Genomic DNA, 13,524 nt, shown 5'->3' with positions numbered 1-13,524 from the left:
CTATCCGGGCTACGCCTCTGCGTAGCCCGGATCAGATGATGCGATCAGTAGCCGAGACCCTTCTTGGCCTCATACACAGCCTTCGGATCGTCAGCCTGCGTGTAAAGCTTGGATTCGGTCTGGATCCATTTTGGTGGAACGGTGCCCTTCTCCTTGAAAGCTTCGATGGCATCGAATGCCGGGCCTGCCATATTTGGCGTCAGTTCGACGGTTGCGTTGGCTTCACCACTGGCCATTGCCTGGAAAATATCCGGCACTGAATCGATGGAGACAATCTTGATGTCGGTGCCTGGCTTGAGACCAGCTTCCTTGATTGCCTGAATTGCGCCTACAGCCATGTCGTCATTATGTGCGTAGACGGCGCAGATATCCTTGCCGCCGCCTTCGGCCTTGATAAAGCTTTCCATGACTTCCTTACCCTTGGTACGGGTGAAGTCACCGGTCTGCGACCGGGAAATCTTGATATTGTCGTGACCTGCAAGTGCTTCTTCGAAGCCCTTCTTGCGGTTGATTGCAGGGGACGAACCCGTGGTGCCCTGAAGCTCGACCACATTGCACGGCTTGTCGCCCACGTCTTTCACCAGCCACTCGCCAGCGACTTTGCCTTCATGGACCTGATCCGAGGTAACGGCGGTAAGATAAAGGTCTTCCGGCGCATCAATCTGACGATCGAGAAGCACGACAGGAATTTCAGCTTCCTTTGCTTCTTTCAGAACAGCATCCCAGCCGGTTGCGACAACGGGCGCGATCAGGATGGCATCGACGCCCTGCGCGATGAAGCCACGAACGGCCTTGATCTGATTTTCCTGCTTCTGCTGTGCGTCGGCAAACTTGAGGGTGTGGCCACGCTTTTCAGCTTCCTGCTTTGTTACGCTTGTTTCGGCGGCGCGCCAGCCCGATTCCGAACCGATCTGCGAAAAGCCGACAGTCAATGAGGCTGCAGATACGCTTGAAATCAGGGCAAAAGAAAATGCGGCCGTCAGGGCCGTCAAACTGCGTTTCATAATAGTTCCTCCCAATAAAAGGCCCTCCCGGCCTTGGCGATTATGAAGCATATAATATTACTTTATGGCAAGCGCATTTCGGTTGTTCGCTGAAAATTGGGGGTGCGACAAACGTGCATATCCGTCAATTCCATATGCAAATCATAGGTTTAACTGTCCAGTGGGGGTGGCGTCTCTTGGAGGGTGATCTGAGCTGTGTTTCGCTTGCTTGACAAGTGGGTGTTTGACAAAATAGTCATATTAATAAGAAGGAACCGTTGATTGACACATCAGTGCTTTTCAACGGTTGGGAAGAATGTTTCGCGTGAGTTTCGCGGAAAATGGGAGGTTCAATGTTACGTCTGATACAGTTCCGCGATCTGCGCGGAGAAACACGTGTGGCTGCTTGCGATGATGAGGGTGCTGCACATGTCGTCAATGGCGTGACTACGACTTACGAACTGGCATGGGCTGCAATTTCGGCAGGCATCAGTCTCACCGAACAGGTAGAGCGCAATGGCAAGGGCGAGGCTGTCGATATTCATGCAGCACTTGCAGGCGGTCAGGTTGGCCTGCCGATTACGCATGAAGATCCAGCACATCTGATTGTTGCAGGCACGGGCCTCACACATCTTGGCTCTGCTGACGGTCGCGATAAGATGCACAAGGCAGCACAAGCTGCTGAAAAGCCGACTGACTCCATGCGTATGTTTCTGATGGGTGTTGAAGGCGGCAAGCCAAAGCCCGGCGAAACCGGCGTGCAGCCGGAATGGTTCTATAAGGGCGATGGTTCGGCGCTGGTTGAAACAGGTGGTGATCTTGTTTCGCCATCTTTTGCCGAAGATGGTGGTGAAGAGCCGGAACTCGCAGGCATTTATTTGATCGGCCCGGATGGTACGCCGTTCCGCCTTGGCTTCTGCCTTGCCAACGAGTTTTCCGATCATGTGACGGAAAAGCAGAATTATCTCTGGCTGGCGCATTCCAAGCTGCGTCAGGCATCGCTTGGTCCTGAGCTTTATGTGGGCGCTCTGCCGGATCATGTGGAAGGTGTTTCGCGTATTCGTCGCGGCGATCAGGTGATCTTTGAAAAGCCGTTTCTTTCAGGCGAAGCGAACATGTCGCACACGATCGCCAATCTGGAACATCATCATTTTAAATATGAACTGTTCCGTCGTCCGGGCGACATTCATGTGCATTTCTTTGGCACCGCGACACTGTCCTTCTCGGAAGGTGTGAAGACGGAAAATGGCGACCAGTTCGAAATTTCGGCAAAGCCTTTCCGTTATCCGCTGGTCAACAGGCTGGCGCAGGCGAAAGCCGCAGACATTGCCGTGAAGGCGCTCTGAAATGGCGACCGCATCCAATATCAATCTGGCAATTGTTGGTCTCGGCAAGATTGCCCGCGATCAGCATCTGCCATCGATTAAAGCTGTTGATGGCATTGAGCTCAAAGCCATTGCCAGCCGCAATGCTGGTCTTGATGGTGTGCCATCGTTTCACGATATCGACCAGCTGTTAGGGAGCGATGTCGCCATTGACGCGGTGTCGCTTTGCACGCCGCCGCAGGGGCGATTTCAGCAAGCCTATGCAGCACTTAAGGCGCGCAAGCATGTGATGCTGGAGAAGCCTCCGGGTGCGACGATTTCGGAAGTGCAGGCGCTGATGCGTTTTGCTGAAAAGCAGGGCGTTACGCTTTATGCGACATGGCATTCACGCGAAGCCGCAGCGGTTGAACCTGCCCGCGAATTTCTGAAAGGCGCTGCAATCAAGTCCGTTGTGGTCGTCTGGAAAGAAGATGTGCGCCATTGGCATCCGGGTCAGCAGTGGATTTGGGAGCCTGGTGGTCTTGGTGTGTTTGATCCGGGCATCAATGCGCTGTCGATTGTCACGCATATTTTGCCGGAACGGTTTTTCCTGACGAAGTCCGATCTCTATTTCCCTGAAAATCGTGCGGCACCGATTGCAGCTGATCTCGCGTTTGAGACGGAAAGCGGTGTTCCGGTTTCCTTTGAACTCGACTGGCGCCAGACTGGTCCGCAGACATGGGATATTCGTGTCGAGACCGATAAAGGAATGCTGCTGTTGAGCCATGGCGGCAGCCGTCTGACCATTGCAGGCACGGAGAAAATGGCCGAGCCTGATCGTGAATATCAGCGTCTTTACCAGAATTTTGTGAAGCTGGTTGGCGAAGGGCAGAGCGATGTTGACCTGGCACCTCTGACCCATGTTGCCGATGCCTTCCTTCTGGGACAGCGGCATGTGGTTGAAGAATTTATAGACTAGGAATTGGGACCGCCCGGCGGTCTCTTACCCACGCAGGACAGTGAAATGAATAAGCCCGTTACTCCTCAGACGCCAAAGTTCCGTTCACGCGCATGGTTCGATAATCCAGACAATGTGGATATGACCGCGCTCTATCTTGAGCGCTACATGAATTACGGTCTCAGTCAGGAAGAGCTGCAATCCGGTCGGCCGATCATCGGCATTGCGCAGACGGGCTCGGACCTCTCACCTTGCAACCGTCACCATCTGGAACTGGCCAATCGCGTGCGTGAAGGTGTGCGTGAAGCGGGCGGTATCGTGATCGAATTTCCGGTCCATCCAATTCAGGAAACCGGCAAACGTCCGACTGCGGGCCTTGACCGAAACCTCGCTTATCTCGGCCTTGTCGAAGTGCTTTATGGCTATCCGCTCGATGGCGTTGTGCTGACGATTGGTTGTGACAAGACCACGCCTGCCTGCCTGATGGCTGCTGCAACCGTCAATATTCCGGCGATTGCGCTGTCGGTTGGGCCGATGCTCAATGGCTGGTTCCGTGGCGAACGCACGGGTTCGGGCACCATCGTCTGGAAGGCGCGTGAACTGCTCGCCAAGGGCGAAATCGACTATGCGGGCTTTATCAAGCTGGTTGCGTCTTCCGCTCCGTCGACCGGCTATTGCAACACGATGGGTACGGCGACCACGATGAACTCGCTTGCCGAAGCACTCGGTATGCAGCTGCCGGGTTCGGCTGCAATTCCGGCACCTTACCGTGATCGTCAGGAAGTGTCTTATCTGACCGGTCGCCGTATTGTGGAAATGGTCTATGAAGATCTGAAGCCGACAGACATCATGACCAAGGAAGCCTTCATCAATGCAATTCGAGTCAATTCCGCGATTGGCGGCTCGACCAATGCGCCGATCCATCTGAATGCACTGGCGCGTCATGTGGGCGTCGATCTGACGATTGATGACTGGCAGAAATATGGTGAGGAAATTCCGCTTCTGGTCAATCTCCAGCCAGCGGGTGAATACCTTGGCGAAGATTATTATCATGCAGGCGGTGTGCCAGCGGTCGTTAATCAGCTGATGGGGCAGGGCCTCATTCATGAAGACGCGCTGACTGTTAACGGCAAAACCATCGGTGAAAACTGCAAGAACGCGACCATTGAAGACAGCAATGTCATCAAAACCTACGACCAGCCATTGAAGAGCCATGCCGGGTTCCGCGTGCTGCGCGGCAATCTGTTCTCGTCGGCGATTATGAAGCTGAGCGTTATTTCGGAAGAGTTCCGCAATCGCTATCTGACGGATGAGAAAGACCCGAATGCCTTTGAAGGCAAGGCAATCGTCTTTGATGGTCCGGAAGATTATCATCATCGCATCGACGATCCGTCGCTGGAAATCGATGAGCGTTCGGTGCTGTTCATGCGTGGTGCTGGCCCGATTGGTTATCCGGGTGCGGCGGAAGTGGTAAACATGCGCGCTCCTGATTACCTTCTCAAGAAGGGCATCAGCTCGCTGCCTTGCATTGGCGATGGGCGTCAGTCGGGCACGTCGGGTTCACCATCAATTCTCAATGCATCGCCGGAAGCTGCTGCTGGCGGCGGTCTGGCGCTGCTCAGAATGGGTGATCGCGTGCGCATTGATCTTGGTCGCGGCACGGCAGATATTCTGATCTCTGACGAAGAACTGGCAGAGCGCCGCAAAACACTGGAGGCTGCTGGCGGTTACAAATATCCGGAAAGCCAGACGCCGTGGCAGGAAATTCAGCGCGCCGTTGTTGGCCAGATGGAAACCGGTGCGGTTCTCGAAAATGCGGTCAAGTATCAGGACATTGCGCATACGCGTGGCCTGCCGCGAGATAACCATTGATGTCCGGCGCTCAGATACCGTTTGCGGCAGTTGCGGACTGGGGAACAACCCGGTTCCGCCTCTGGACGTTAGATGCGGCTGGTAATGTGCTTAATGAAAGCCGTGGTGACGACGGGCTGCTGCACGCAAAAGAAGCCGGCTTTGAGGTAACACTCGAACGGCATCTGGATTCCGTTGAGGCGCCGGATGATCTCCCGGTTGTGATCTGCGGCATGGCGGGTTCACGCACGGGCTGGATCGAAGCACCCTATATGAGCTTGCCTGCCGGTCTGACAAGTATCGTTGCTGCTGCGGTTCGCGTGCCTGCACGACGGCATGTCATCATGCTGCCGGGTGTTGCACGGCGCAGCGAGGACGCGCCTGATGTGATGCGCGGCGAGGAAACCAAGCTTCTTGGACTTGTGCATCGCGGAACACGGGATGCTGTAGTGGTGATGCCTGGCACTCATGCCAAATGGGTGCGAATTGCCGATGGCGGTCTCGCCGATTACCGAACCTTCATGACCGGCGAAATGTTCGCTCTTTTGAAGGACAAATCGGTGCTGGCGGGAGCGCTGGAAGGTGCAGCGGTGGTAGATCCGAATGGTGCGGCTTTTGCTGCCGGGGTCAGAGCTTCACTCGAAAACCCGGCGCTGATTTCCAATGCTCTTTTTTCCATTCGCGCGGGCTGGCTCGTCCATGATCGCAAGCCGACCGACCAGCTGGCTCGTTTGTCGGGCTTGTTGATCGGGCTGGAAGTCGCAGGCGGGCGTACGCTTTACGGCAAACCCGAAGAAGTACTGCTCCTCTCGGACGACACGATGGGCGCGCTCTATGCCAGCGCGCTTGAAATCGCCGGGCTAAAGGTCAGGCGCGTTGCAGCCGATGAGCTGGTGCGCGACGGCCTGTTCATGGCTGCAAAACACGCTTTCGGAGGAGCGGCACGATGAGCGACCGCATCGCATGGCCAAAGCTGCGTTATCCGTTGGTGGCAATCCTGCGCGGCATTCGGCCAGAAGAAACGGAAGGTGTTGTCTCCGCTCTGATCGAGGTGGGTTTTGAGGCGATTGAAATTCCACTCAATTCGCCGGAGCCTTTCGTTTCAATTGAGAAGGCGGCGAAGCTTGCACCTGCGGGCGTGTTGATTGGTGCTGGCACTGTGCTTTCGGTCGAGAATGTGGACCGTCTGCATGATGTTGGCGGCAGGCTTCTGGTCAGCCCCAATGTCGAGCCTGATGTCATTCGCCGCGCGAGCAGACATGGCATGGTGACTATGCCCGGCGTGTTTACACCGACCGAGGCTTTCAGCGCCATTCATGCAGGTGCATCGGCGCTGAAATTCTTTCCGGCCAGCGTGCTGGGCGCGGATGGCATCAAGGCTATATACGCCGTCTTGCCCAAGGATATTCCGGTGGGCGCCGTGGGTGGTGTCTCGGAAACTGATTTTGCAACTTATCGGGCAGCGGGAGTGAGCTGCTTCGGGCTTGGTTCCAGTCTTTACAAGGCTGGATTGACTGTCGCTGACGTGCGCGAACGCGCGCAGCGTGCGGTTGAGGCATGGGACAAGATCGCAGGCTGAGGCTCATTAAGACCTTTGCTGGGCGACTTGTTTTTGGAGGAATTCCGCAGGGCCTAATGGCGGGGGCGGAAATTTTGGGAGAACGACAGGCAGAAAAGCCTGTCCCAATTTGGGAGTGAGACAATGGCAGGCATGAAATCATTAACACTGGCAGTCGCGATGGCCGCGCTTGCCTTTACCGGCTTTGCACAGGCAGAGGACAAAGGTCTTGTGGGTGTAGCAATGCCAACCAAGTCGTCGGCGCGCTGGATTGCAGACGGCGACAACATGGTAAAAGTGCTTCAGGAGCGCGGTTATCAAACCGATCTTCAATATGCTGAAGACGATGTACCGAACCAGCTGGCACAGATCGAAAACATGGTCACCAAGGGTGCCAAGGTTCTGGTTGTGGCATCTATCGACGGCACTACGCTTTCCGACGTTTTGGCCAAGGCCAATGAAGCAGGCATCAAGGTCATCGCCTATGATCGCCTGATCCGCGATACACCGAATGTGTCCTATTATGCGACCTTCGACAATTTCCAGGTCGGTGTGCTGCAAGCGCAGTCGATTGAAAAAGCGCTTGATCTTAAGAACAAGGAAGGCCCGTTCAATATCGAGCTCTTCGGCGGCTCGCCTGACGATAACAATGCCTATTTCTTCTACAATGGCGCAATGTCCGTTCTGCAGCCATATATTGATAGCGGTAAGGTCGTCGTTGCCAGTGGCCAGACTGGTATGGATAAGGTAGCAACCCTGCGCTGGGATGGTGCAACGGCTCAGGCGCGTATGGATTCGATCCTTTCGGCCTTCTATTCAGACAAGAAACTCGACGCCGTGCTTTCGCCTTATGACGGCATTTCCATCGGTATCCTGTCGTCGCTGAAGGGTGTAGGTTATGGCAGTGGTGACATGCCTATGCCGGCTGTTTCCGGTCAGGATGCGGAAGTGCCTTCGGTCAAGTCGATCCTTGCTGGTGAGCAGAACTCGACCATCTTCAAGGATACGCGCGAACTCGCCAAGGTCACGGTCGATATGGTTGACGCGCTGATGACTGGAAAAGAACCAGAAGTGAACGACACCAAGACCTATGACAATGGCGTCAAGGTTGTGCCGTCCTATCTGCTCAAGCCGGTAATCGTCGACAAGTCGAACTGGAAAGAAGTTCTGGTCGATAGCGGTTACTACAAAGAAGACCAGATCCAGTAAATTTGTGCCCGGACGCGTGCTGAAAAGCGCGTCCGGAATGCCTGCTCATTGTCATCATCCCCGCCGCCCAGTTTTCGAACTGGGTTAGGCTAACAGATTGACAGCGTTGTCTTTTTGAGAGCTGAGGGTTCGCAGAATGGTGGCATGGCAGGCTTGTAATGGGAGCGAGCGATGAATGTAGCCAATCCTGTCCCGCTTGAGCAGAACAGCGGCCAGCCGGATATCACCGGTAAACCACTCCTGGAGATGCGCGGCATCAGCAAATCCTTCGGTGTTGTAAAAGCGCTGAGTGATGTCAATTTTACCGTGATGCCGGGCGAGATTCATGCCTTTGTCGGCGAAAATGGTGCGGGCAAATCCACGCTGATGAAAGTGCTGTCGGGTGTTTATCCCTCTGGCAGCTATGAAGGTTCGATCTTCTTCGACGGAGAAGAACGGCACTTCCGCGATATCAATGATTCCGAAGCGCTTGGCATTGTCATCATCCATCAGGAGTTGGCGTTGGTACCGCTCATGACGATTGCCGAGAATATTTTTCTCGTCAATCCGCCGGCAAGCTATGGTGTTATTGACCGCAGCGAAGTGCATCAACGCACCAAGGCGCTTTTGAAGAAAGTCGGCCTGACGGAATCCCCTGATACGCTGGTGACGGATATCGGCGTTGGCAAGCAGCAGCTTGTGGAAATTGCGAAAGCACTTTCCAAGCGTGTGCGACTTCTGATCCTTGATGAGCCGACAGCCAGCCTCAACGAAACGGATAGTGCGGCCTTGCTGGCATTGCTGCGCGAGTTTCGCGCGCAGGGCATTACGTCGATCTTGATTTCGCACAAGCTCAATGAAATTCGCGAAGTGGCCGACAAGATCACTGTGCTGCGTGACGGTAAGGCTGTAGCGACACTTGATTGTCATGCGGGCGAGGTGGAGGAAGACGATATCATCCGCAAGATGGTCGATCGTGATCTCGAAAGTCGTTATCCAAAGCGCGACCCGAAGATTGGTGATGTGATTTTCGAAGTCGATAACTGGTCCGTTTACCATCCGCTGCATCCGGAGCGCCACTCGGTCAAGAACGTTTCGTTTAAAGTACGTGCCGGTGAGATCGTTGGCATTGCGGGCTTGATGGGCGCTGGCCGCACCGAATTTGCCATGAGCCTGTTCGGGCGCTCATGGGGCACGAATATTTCCGGTGAAGCTCGTATGAACGGCACTCCGGTTGATATTTCCACGGTCGCCCGCGCCATCAAATCGGGACTCGCCTATGTGACTGAGGACCGTAAAAAGCTGGGCCTTGTTCTTGGCGAGAATATCTCTCGCAACATATCGCTTGCACATTTGCGCGGTGTCAGCCCCAAGGGCGTGATCGACAGTATTCGCGAAATGAAGGTTGCGAACAGCTATCGCGATCAGATGAGCATCCGCTGTCACAATGTCTATCAGGAAACCGGCACGCTTTCAGGCGGCAACCAGCAGAAGGTGGTGCTGTCGAAATGGCTCTTCACCGGGCCGGATGTACTCATCCTTGATGAACCGACGCGCGGCATCGATGTGGGCGCGAAATACGACATTTACACAATCATCAATTCACTGGCTGACAGCGGCAAGGGCGTGGTCGTCATTTCATCCGAAATGCCGGAACTGATCGGTATCTGCGACCGCATTGTCGTCATGCATGAGGGAGCTTTCGTTGGCGAGGTGGCTGGCGAAGGAGCGACGCAGGAGAACATCATGCGCGCCATCATGCGGAACAAGGGAAAACAATAATGAGCGAGAACGTAATTCAGAGCGGCCCGAAAGCGCCGAGCGGTGTGGGGCGTTATCTCAAAAACAATCTGCGTGAATCGGGAATGTTGCTCTCGCTCATCGCGATCATGATCTTTTTCCAGATCGTAACCGGCGGTGTGCTGATGAAGCCGCTGAACCTGACCAATCTCGTGTTGCAGAACAGCTATATCGTCATTATGGCGCTCGGCATGTTGCTGGTAATTGTGACGGGGCATATCGATCTGTCGGTCGGCTCTGTCTGTGGCTTCATCGGGGCGCTTGCAGCCGTGATGATGGTTAAATGGGGTATTCCGTTCCCGATTGCTGCCATTTTGTGCCTGCTAGCGGGTGGTATTATTGGTGCGATGCAGGGCTTCTGGGTCGCTTATTTCAACATTCCTTCTTTTATCGTTACGCTTGCAGGTATGCTGGTCTTCAAAGGCTTGATGCTGGCAGTGCTGGGCGGTCAGTCAGTTGGTCCGTTTCCGCAGGTCTTCCAGAAGCTTTCGTCCGGCTTCATTCCTGAATTTCTGGGAACAACGTCAGGCGGTATCTATCTCACATCGCTGATACTGGGCGTGATCATTGCGGCATTTCTTGTTTGGCAAAGTGCCAAATCGCGCGCCCGCCACATCGCGCATGAGGTGGAGACAGAGCCTTTCGGCCTTTTTGTCATCAAGAACATACTGTTCTTTGCAGGTATTGCTTATCTCGCGCTGCTGATTTCATCGCATCGGGGTATGCCGAATGTGCTGATCATTATGGCGGTATTGATTGCAGCTTACGCGTTTCTCACCAACCGCACGGTGATAGGACGCCAGATTTATGCGGTTGGCGGCAATCGTCACGCGGCCAAGCTTTCGGGCGTTAAAACCGAGCGGCTGACATTTCTTGTATTCGTGAATATGGGCGTGTTGGCTGCTCTTGCAGGTCTCGTTTTTGCAGCGCGTCTTAATACTGCGACACCAAAGGCCGGCCTTGGCTTTGAGCTCGATGTGATTGCGGCCTGCTTTATCGGTGGCGCATCGGCTTATGGTGGCGTTGGGCGCGTAACAGGTGCTGTGATCGGTGCGCTCATCATGGGTGTAATGAACAACGGCATGTCGATTCTTGGCATCGGCATTGACTACCAGCAAGTGATCAAGGGGATTGTTCTGTTGGGTGCTGTCTGCATCGACGTCTATAATCAGCGCCGATGAAAGTTTGATTTTTCGCCTGGTGGGAGAGGCAGGCGAAAGCAATCGGGTCGGAACTTTGTTCCGGCCCGATTTGTATTTTTAGATGGCTGTGCGGCGGGCGTGGTCAAGATAAATCTGGCGCAAACGCGCTGCGACCGGACCGGGTTTGCCATCTGCGATCGGCTTACTGTCGATCACGGTGATCGGCGTCACAAAGGTGCCAGCACTGGTGAGGAAAGCCTCCTTTGCGGCATAAGCCTCATCGATGGTGAAAGCGCGTTCTTCAAGCTTGATGCCGGTCTCGGCGATCAGTTGCAGGAGCGACAGGCGCGTGCAGCCGGGCAGAATGGAATTGCTGTTTGGGCGCGTGACGATGACATCGTCCTGCGTCACGATGTAGGCAGTCGATGAGGCACCCTCGGTCACATAGCCGTCTTCAATCATCCATGCTTCTTCGCAGCCAGCATTTTTGGCGATTTCCTTGGCGAGCGCTTGCGGCAGGAGGCAGACGGTTTTGATGTCGCGACGCTTCCAACGCAGGTCTTCAAGCGAAAGCACGCGGGCACCGGTTTTCAGCACAGGCTTGTCGAGAAGCGATACCGACTGTGTGAAAAGAACCACGGAAGGTTTCATGTCTTTTGAAGGAACAAAGTCACGGTCGCGACCATCGCCGCGTGTCACCTGAAGATAGACCAGCCCCTCTGTCAGATTGTTGCGGCGGATCAGTTCGCGCTCGATCGTGACGATTTCGTCTTCGCTCATCGGCATCGGAATACCGATTTCACCGGTCGAGCGGCGCAGACGCCTCATATGTGGCTCGCTGTCGATAAGCTTGCCTTCAAGCACGGCGGTTACTTCGTAAATACCGTCGCCGAACAGGAAGCCACGGTCAAAGATGGAAATGCGCGCATCGCGGGCGGTGATATAGTCGCCATTGACATAGACGATGCGATTTTCAAGTTCTTCTGCTGAAACGGCCATGATGGGATAAGTCCTGAAATGAAAGGGCCGCGACAAAGGTCGCGGCCCTTTCATAATTCACTCGATATTCTCAAGGAACCATTAATTTCAGGCGGCCTGATTGGCCGCCGTGATTGCCTCACCGCGGATTTCCTCGGTCAGTTTCAGGCGGAGTTCGGAAAATTCCGGGCTGGCTTTGACCTGATAAGAACGCGGATGCTCGATATCGACCGGTGTGATCGATTTGATCTTGCCGGGGCGTGCCGTCATCGTGACCACGCGTGTTGCCATGAAGATCGCTTCTTCAATGTCATGGGTGACGAAGATCACGGTCTTCTGCTCACGTTCCCATATGCCGAGCAAAAGCTCCTGCATCAGTCCGCGCGTCTGATTGTCGAGCGCGCCGAATGGTTCATCGAGAAGCAGAATTTTGGGATCGTTTGCGAGTGCGCGGGCAATCGCCGTGCGCTGCTGCATGCCGCCCGAAAGCTGCTTGGGCCAATGATTTTCAAAACCACGCAGGCCGACCTTGTCGATGTAATTATCGACGATTTCGCGCGCCTGCTTTTCCGGCACACCTTTTTCACGAAGCCCGAAGCCGACATTCTGCCGGATGGTGAGCCATGGAAAAAGTGTGTAGGACTGAAACACCATGCCGCGATCAGCACCGGGACCTTTGACGGATTGACCTTCGAGCGTCACCGTGCCGGTGCTTGGCTTGTCGAGGCCCGCAATGATGCGCAGAAGCGTGGACTTTCCACAGCCTGAAGGGCCCAGAATGGTGACGAAATCATTTTTTGGAATGATGAGATCGGTTGCCTGTAGCGCCAGTGTCGGCTTGCCACCGTGTACGCCCGGGAATGTGCGGCTCACACCCTTAATAACGAGTTCCTGTTCGGTTTTCGTAACCATTACGCAAACCTCCATGCGAAGAGCCAGCGGTTGAAATATTTGAAGGCGAGATCAGAAATCAGGCCAATGACACCAATCACGATGATGCCGAAGATGATCTGGCCAGTGGCCATCAGCGCCTGCGAATTGATGATCATGTAGCCGATGCCGGACGATGCGCCGATGAGTTCTGCGACGATCACATAAGTCCAGGCCCAGCCGAGTACCAGACGTAGCGTTTCGGCGATATCTGGTGCACTTGCAGGCATCAATACGCGGCGAATGATACCGCTGTCTTTCGCACCGAGTGTGTACGCGGCCTCAACGAGATCGCGACGCGTATTGGATACAGTGACCGCGATCATGAGAATGATCTGGAAGACGGCACCAATGAAAATGACCAATAGTTTCTGAGTTTCTCCGATGCCGGACCAGAGGATCAACAGCGGAACGAAGGCGGATGCCGGCAGATAGCGGGCGAAAGAAACGAACGGCTCCAGCAGCGCTTCAATCGGCTTATATGCACCCATCGCAATGCCGAGCGGAATGGCGACGAGGCTCGCGAGAATAAAACCGCCGAGCACGCGCCAGACTGTCATTCCTATATCGGACATAAAGCCTTGATTGGCGATGAGATCCCATCCGTCTCTGACCATAGTGATCGGGTCCGCAAGGAAGGTGGACGAGACAAAACCGCCAAGTGTGGCAACGCCCCAGAAGAGGAAGAAAAGCACGAAGAACAGAATTCCCAGAAAAATCCGGGCTCCGTTTCCGATGGGTTGCATAGGCTGCATAGACATATCCGTTCAGTCAGACGGTTGCCTCAAGGGGGAGGCGGAAATGAAACAGACCCGGAGCCAACTCCGAGTCT

12 protein-coding genes are annotated in these 13,524 nt (G+C 54.7%); 8 read left to right on the top strand and 4 right to left on the bottom strand.

The window, feature by feature from the left end; all coding sequences use genetic code 11:
* Nucleotides 1-44: 44 nt before the first annotated feature.
* On the bottom strand, nt 45-1,004 hold the full coding sequence (gene ytfQ, locus C9380_RS09505; RefSeq protein ID WP_024899312.1) for a galactofuranose ABC transporter, galactofuranose-binding protein YtfQ: 960 nt from the start codon (nt 1,002-1,004) through the stop codon (nt 45-47).
* A gap of 332 nt (nt 1,005-1,336) precedes the next feature.
* Between ytfQ and araD1 the strand changes: the two genes are divergently transcribed.
* The 8 genes from araD1 to mmsB all read left to right on the top strand — a co-directional run bounded on the left by araD1 (nt 1,337) and on the right by mmsB (nt 10,823).
* The gene (araD1, locus tag C9380_RS09500; protein ID WP_128093437.1) at nt 1,337-2,329 is read left to right on the top strand and encodes an AraD1 family protein; all 993 of its coding nucleotides are present in this window, start codon (nt 1,337-1,339) and stop codon (nt 2,327-2,329) included.
* A 1-nt stretch (nt 2,330) separates the two neighbouring features.
* Nucleotides 2,331-3,266 carry a Gfo/Idh/MocA family protein gene (locus C9380_RS09495; RefSeq protein WP_128093436.1) on the top strand — a complete coding sequence of 312 codons (936 nt, stop codon included), beginning with the start codon at nt 2,331-2,333 and terminating at the stop codon, nt 3,264-3,266.
* A gap of 45 nt (nt 3,267-3,311) precedes the next feature.
* Nucleotides 3,312-5,117 (top strand): IlvD/Edd family dehydratase, encoded by a 1,806-nt coding sequence (locus C9380_RS09490; RefSeq protein WP_128093435.1) that lies wholly within the window; start codon nt 3,312-3,314, stop codon nt 5,115-5,117.
* The gene (locus C9380_RS09485; protein ID WP_111786169.1) at nt 5,117-6,046 is read left to right on the top strand and encodes a 2-dehydro-3-deoxygalactonokinase; all 930 of its coding nucleotides are present in this window, start codon (nt 5,117-5,119) and stop codon (nt 6,044-6,046) included. The genes C9380_RS09490 and C9380_RS09485 overlap by 1 nt, the downstream gene beginning before the upstream one ends.
* Nucleotides 6,043-6,675, top strand: a complete 633-nt coding sequence (locus C9380_RS09480) for a 2-dehydro-3-deoxy-6-phosphogalactonate aldolase (protein WP_128093434.1) — start codon at nt 6,043-6,045, stop codon at nt 6,673-6,675. Before C9380_RS09485 ends, C9380_RS09480 begins: the two co-directional genes overlap by 4 nt.
* A 123-nt stretch (nt 6,676-6,798) precedes the next feature.
* A complete protein-coding gene (gene chvE, locus C9380_RS09475) occupies nt 6,799-7,863 on the top strand; it encodes a multiple monosaccharide ABC transporter substrate-binding protein (protein WP_024899318.1) in 1,065 nt (354 codons plus the stop codon).
* A 171-nt stretch (nt 7,864-8,034) separates the two neighbouring features.
* A complete protein-coding gene (gene mmsA, locus C9380_RS09470; RefSeq protein WP_105705677.1) occupies nt 8,035-9,624 on the top strand; it encodes a multiple monosaccharide ABC transporter ATP-binding protein in 1,590 nt (529 codons plus the stop codon).
* Nucleotides 9,624-10,823, top strand: a complete 1,200-nt coding sequence (mmsB, locus tag C9380_RS09465; RefSeq protein ID WP_024899320.1) for a multiple monosaccharide ABC transporter permease — start codon at nt 9,624-9,626, stop codon at nt 10,821-10,823. The genes mmsA and mmsB overlap by 1 nt, the downstream gene beginning before the upstream one ends.
* A gap of 78 nt (nt 10,824-10,901) precedes the next feature.
* Here the strand turns inward: mmsB and C9380_RS09460 are convergent, their stop codons facing one another.
* From C9380_RS09460 to C9380_RS09450, 3 genes are all read right to left on the bottom strand, one after another.
* Nucleotides 10,902-11,783 (bottom strand): D-amino-acid transaminase, encoded by an 882-nt coding sequence (locus C9380_RS09460; protein ID WP_128093433.1) that lies wholly within the window; start codon nt 11,781-11,783, stop codon nt 10,902-10,904.
* Between the two features lie 87 nt (nt 11,784-11,870).
* Nucleotides 11,871-12,674, bottom strand: coding sequence for an ABC transporter ATP-binding protein (locus C9380_RS09455; RefSeq protein WP_024899322.1), 804 nt, complete (start codon nt 12,672-12,674; stop codon nt 11,871-11,873).
* The gene (locus C9380_RS09450; protein WP_024899323.1) at nt 12,674-13,447 is read right to left on the bottom strand and encodes an ABC transporter permease; all 774 of its coding nucleotides are present in this window, start codon (nt 13,445-13,447) and stop codon (nt 12,674-12,676) included. The genes C9380_RS09455 and C9380_RS09450 overlap by 1 nt, the downstream gene beginning before the upstream one ends.
* Nucleotides 13,448-13,524: the final 77 nt, after the last annotated feature.

The sequence above is a fragment of the Brucella pituitosa genome, from assembly GCF_003049685.1.
GTDB lineage: Bacteria > Pseudomonadota > Alphaproteobacteria > Rhizobiales > Rhizobiaceae > Brucella > Brucella pituitosa.
The sequence above is the reverse complement of the archived record's forward strand: the minus strand, read 5'-3'. Positions and strand labels throughout refer to the sequence as shown.

Excerpts from the sequence above, each read along its gene's own strand:
- ytfQ (WP_024899312.1), bottom strand. The coding sequence starts at position 1,004 with ATGAAACGCAGTTTGACGGCCCTGACGGCCGCATTTTCTTTTGCCCTG.
- araD1 (WP_128093437.1), top strand. The coding sequence starts at position 1,337 with ATGTTACGTCTGATACAGTTCCGCGATCTGCGCGGAGAAACACGTGTG.
- C9380_RS09495 (WP_128093436.1), top strand. The coding sequence starts at position 2,331 with ATGGCGACCGCATCCAATATCAATCTGGCAATTGTTGGTCTCGGCAAG.
- C9380_RS09490 (WP_128093435.1), top strand. The coding sequence starts at position 3,312 with ATGAATAAGCCCGTTACTCCTCAGACGCCAAAGTTCCGTTCACGCGCA.
- C9380_RS09485 (WP_111786169.1), top strand. The coding sequence starts at position 5,117 with ATGTCCGGCGCTCAGATACCGTTTGCGGCAGTTGCGGACTGGGGAACA.
- C9380_RS09480 (WP_128093434.1), top strand. The coding sequence starts at position 6,043 with ATGAGCGACCGCATCGCATGGCCAAAGCTGCGTTATCCGTTGGTGGCA.
- chvE (WP_024899318.1), top strand. The coding sequence starts at position 6,799 with ATGGCAGGCATGAAATCATTAACACTGGCAGTCGCGATGGCCGCGCTT.
- mmsA (WP_105705677.1), top strand. The coding sequence starts at position 8,035 with ATGAATGTAGCCAATCCTGTCCCGCTTGAGCAGAACAGCGGCCAGCCG.
- mmsB (WP_024899320.1), top strand. The coding sequence starts at position 9,624 with ATGAGCGAGAACGTAATTCAGAGCGGCCCGAAAGCGCCGAGCGGTGTG.
- C9380_RS09460 (WP_128093433.1), bottom strand. The coding sequence starts at position 11,783 with ATGGCCGTTTCAGCAGAAGAACTTGAAAATCGCATCGTCTATGTCAAT.
- C9380_RS09455 (WP_024899322.1), bottom strand. The coding sequence starts at position 12,674 with ATGGTTACGAAAACCGAACAGGAACTCGTTATTAAGGGTGTGAGCCGC.
- C9380_RS09450 (WP_024899323.1), bottom strand. The coding sequence starts at position 13,447 with ATGCAGCCTATGCAACCCATCGGAAACGGAGCCCGGATTTTTCTGGGA.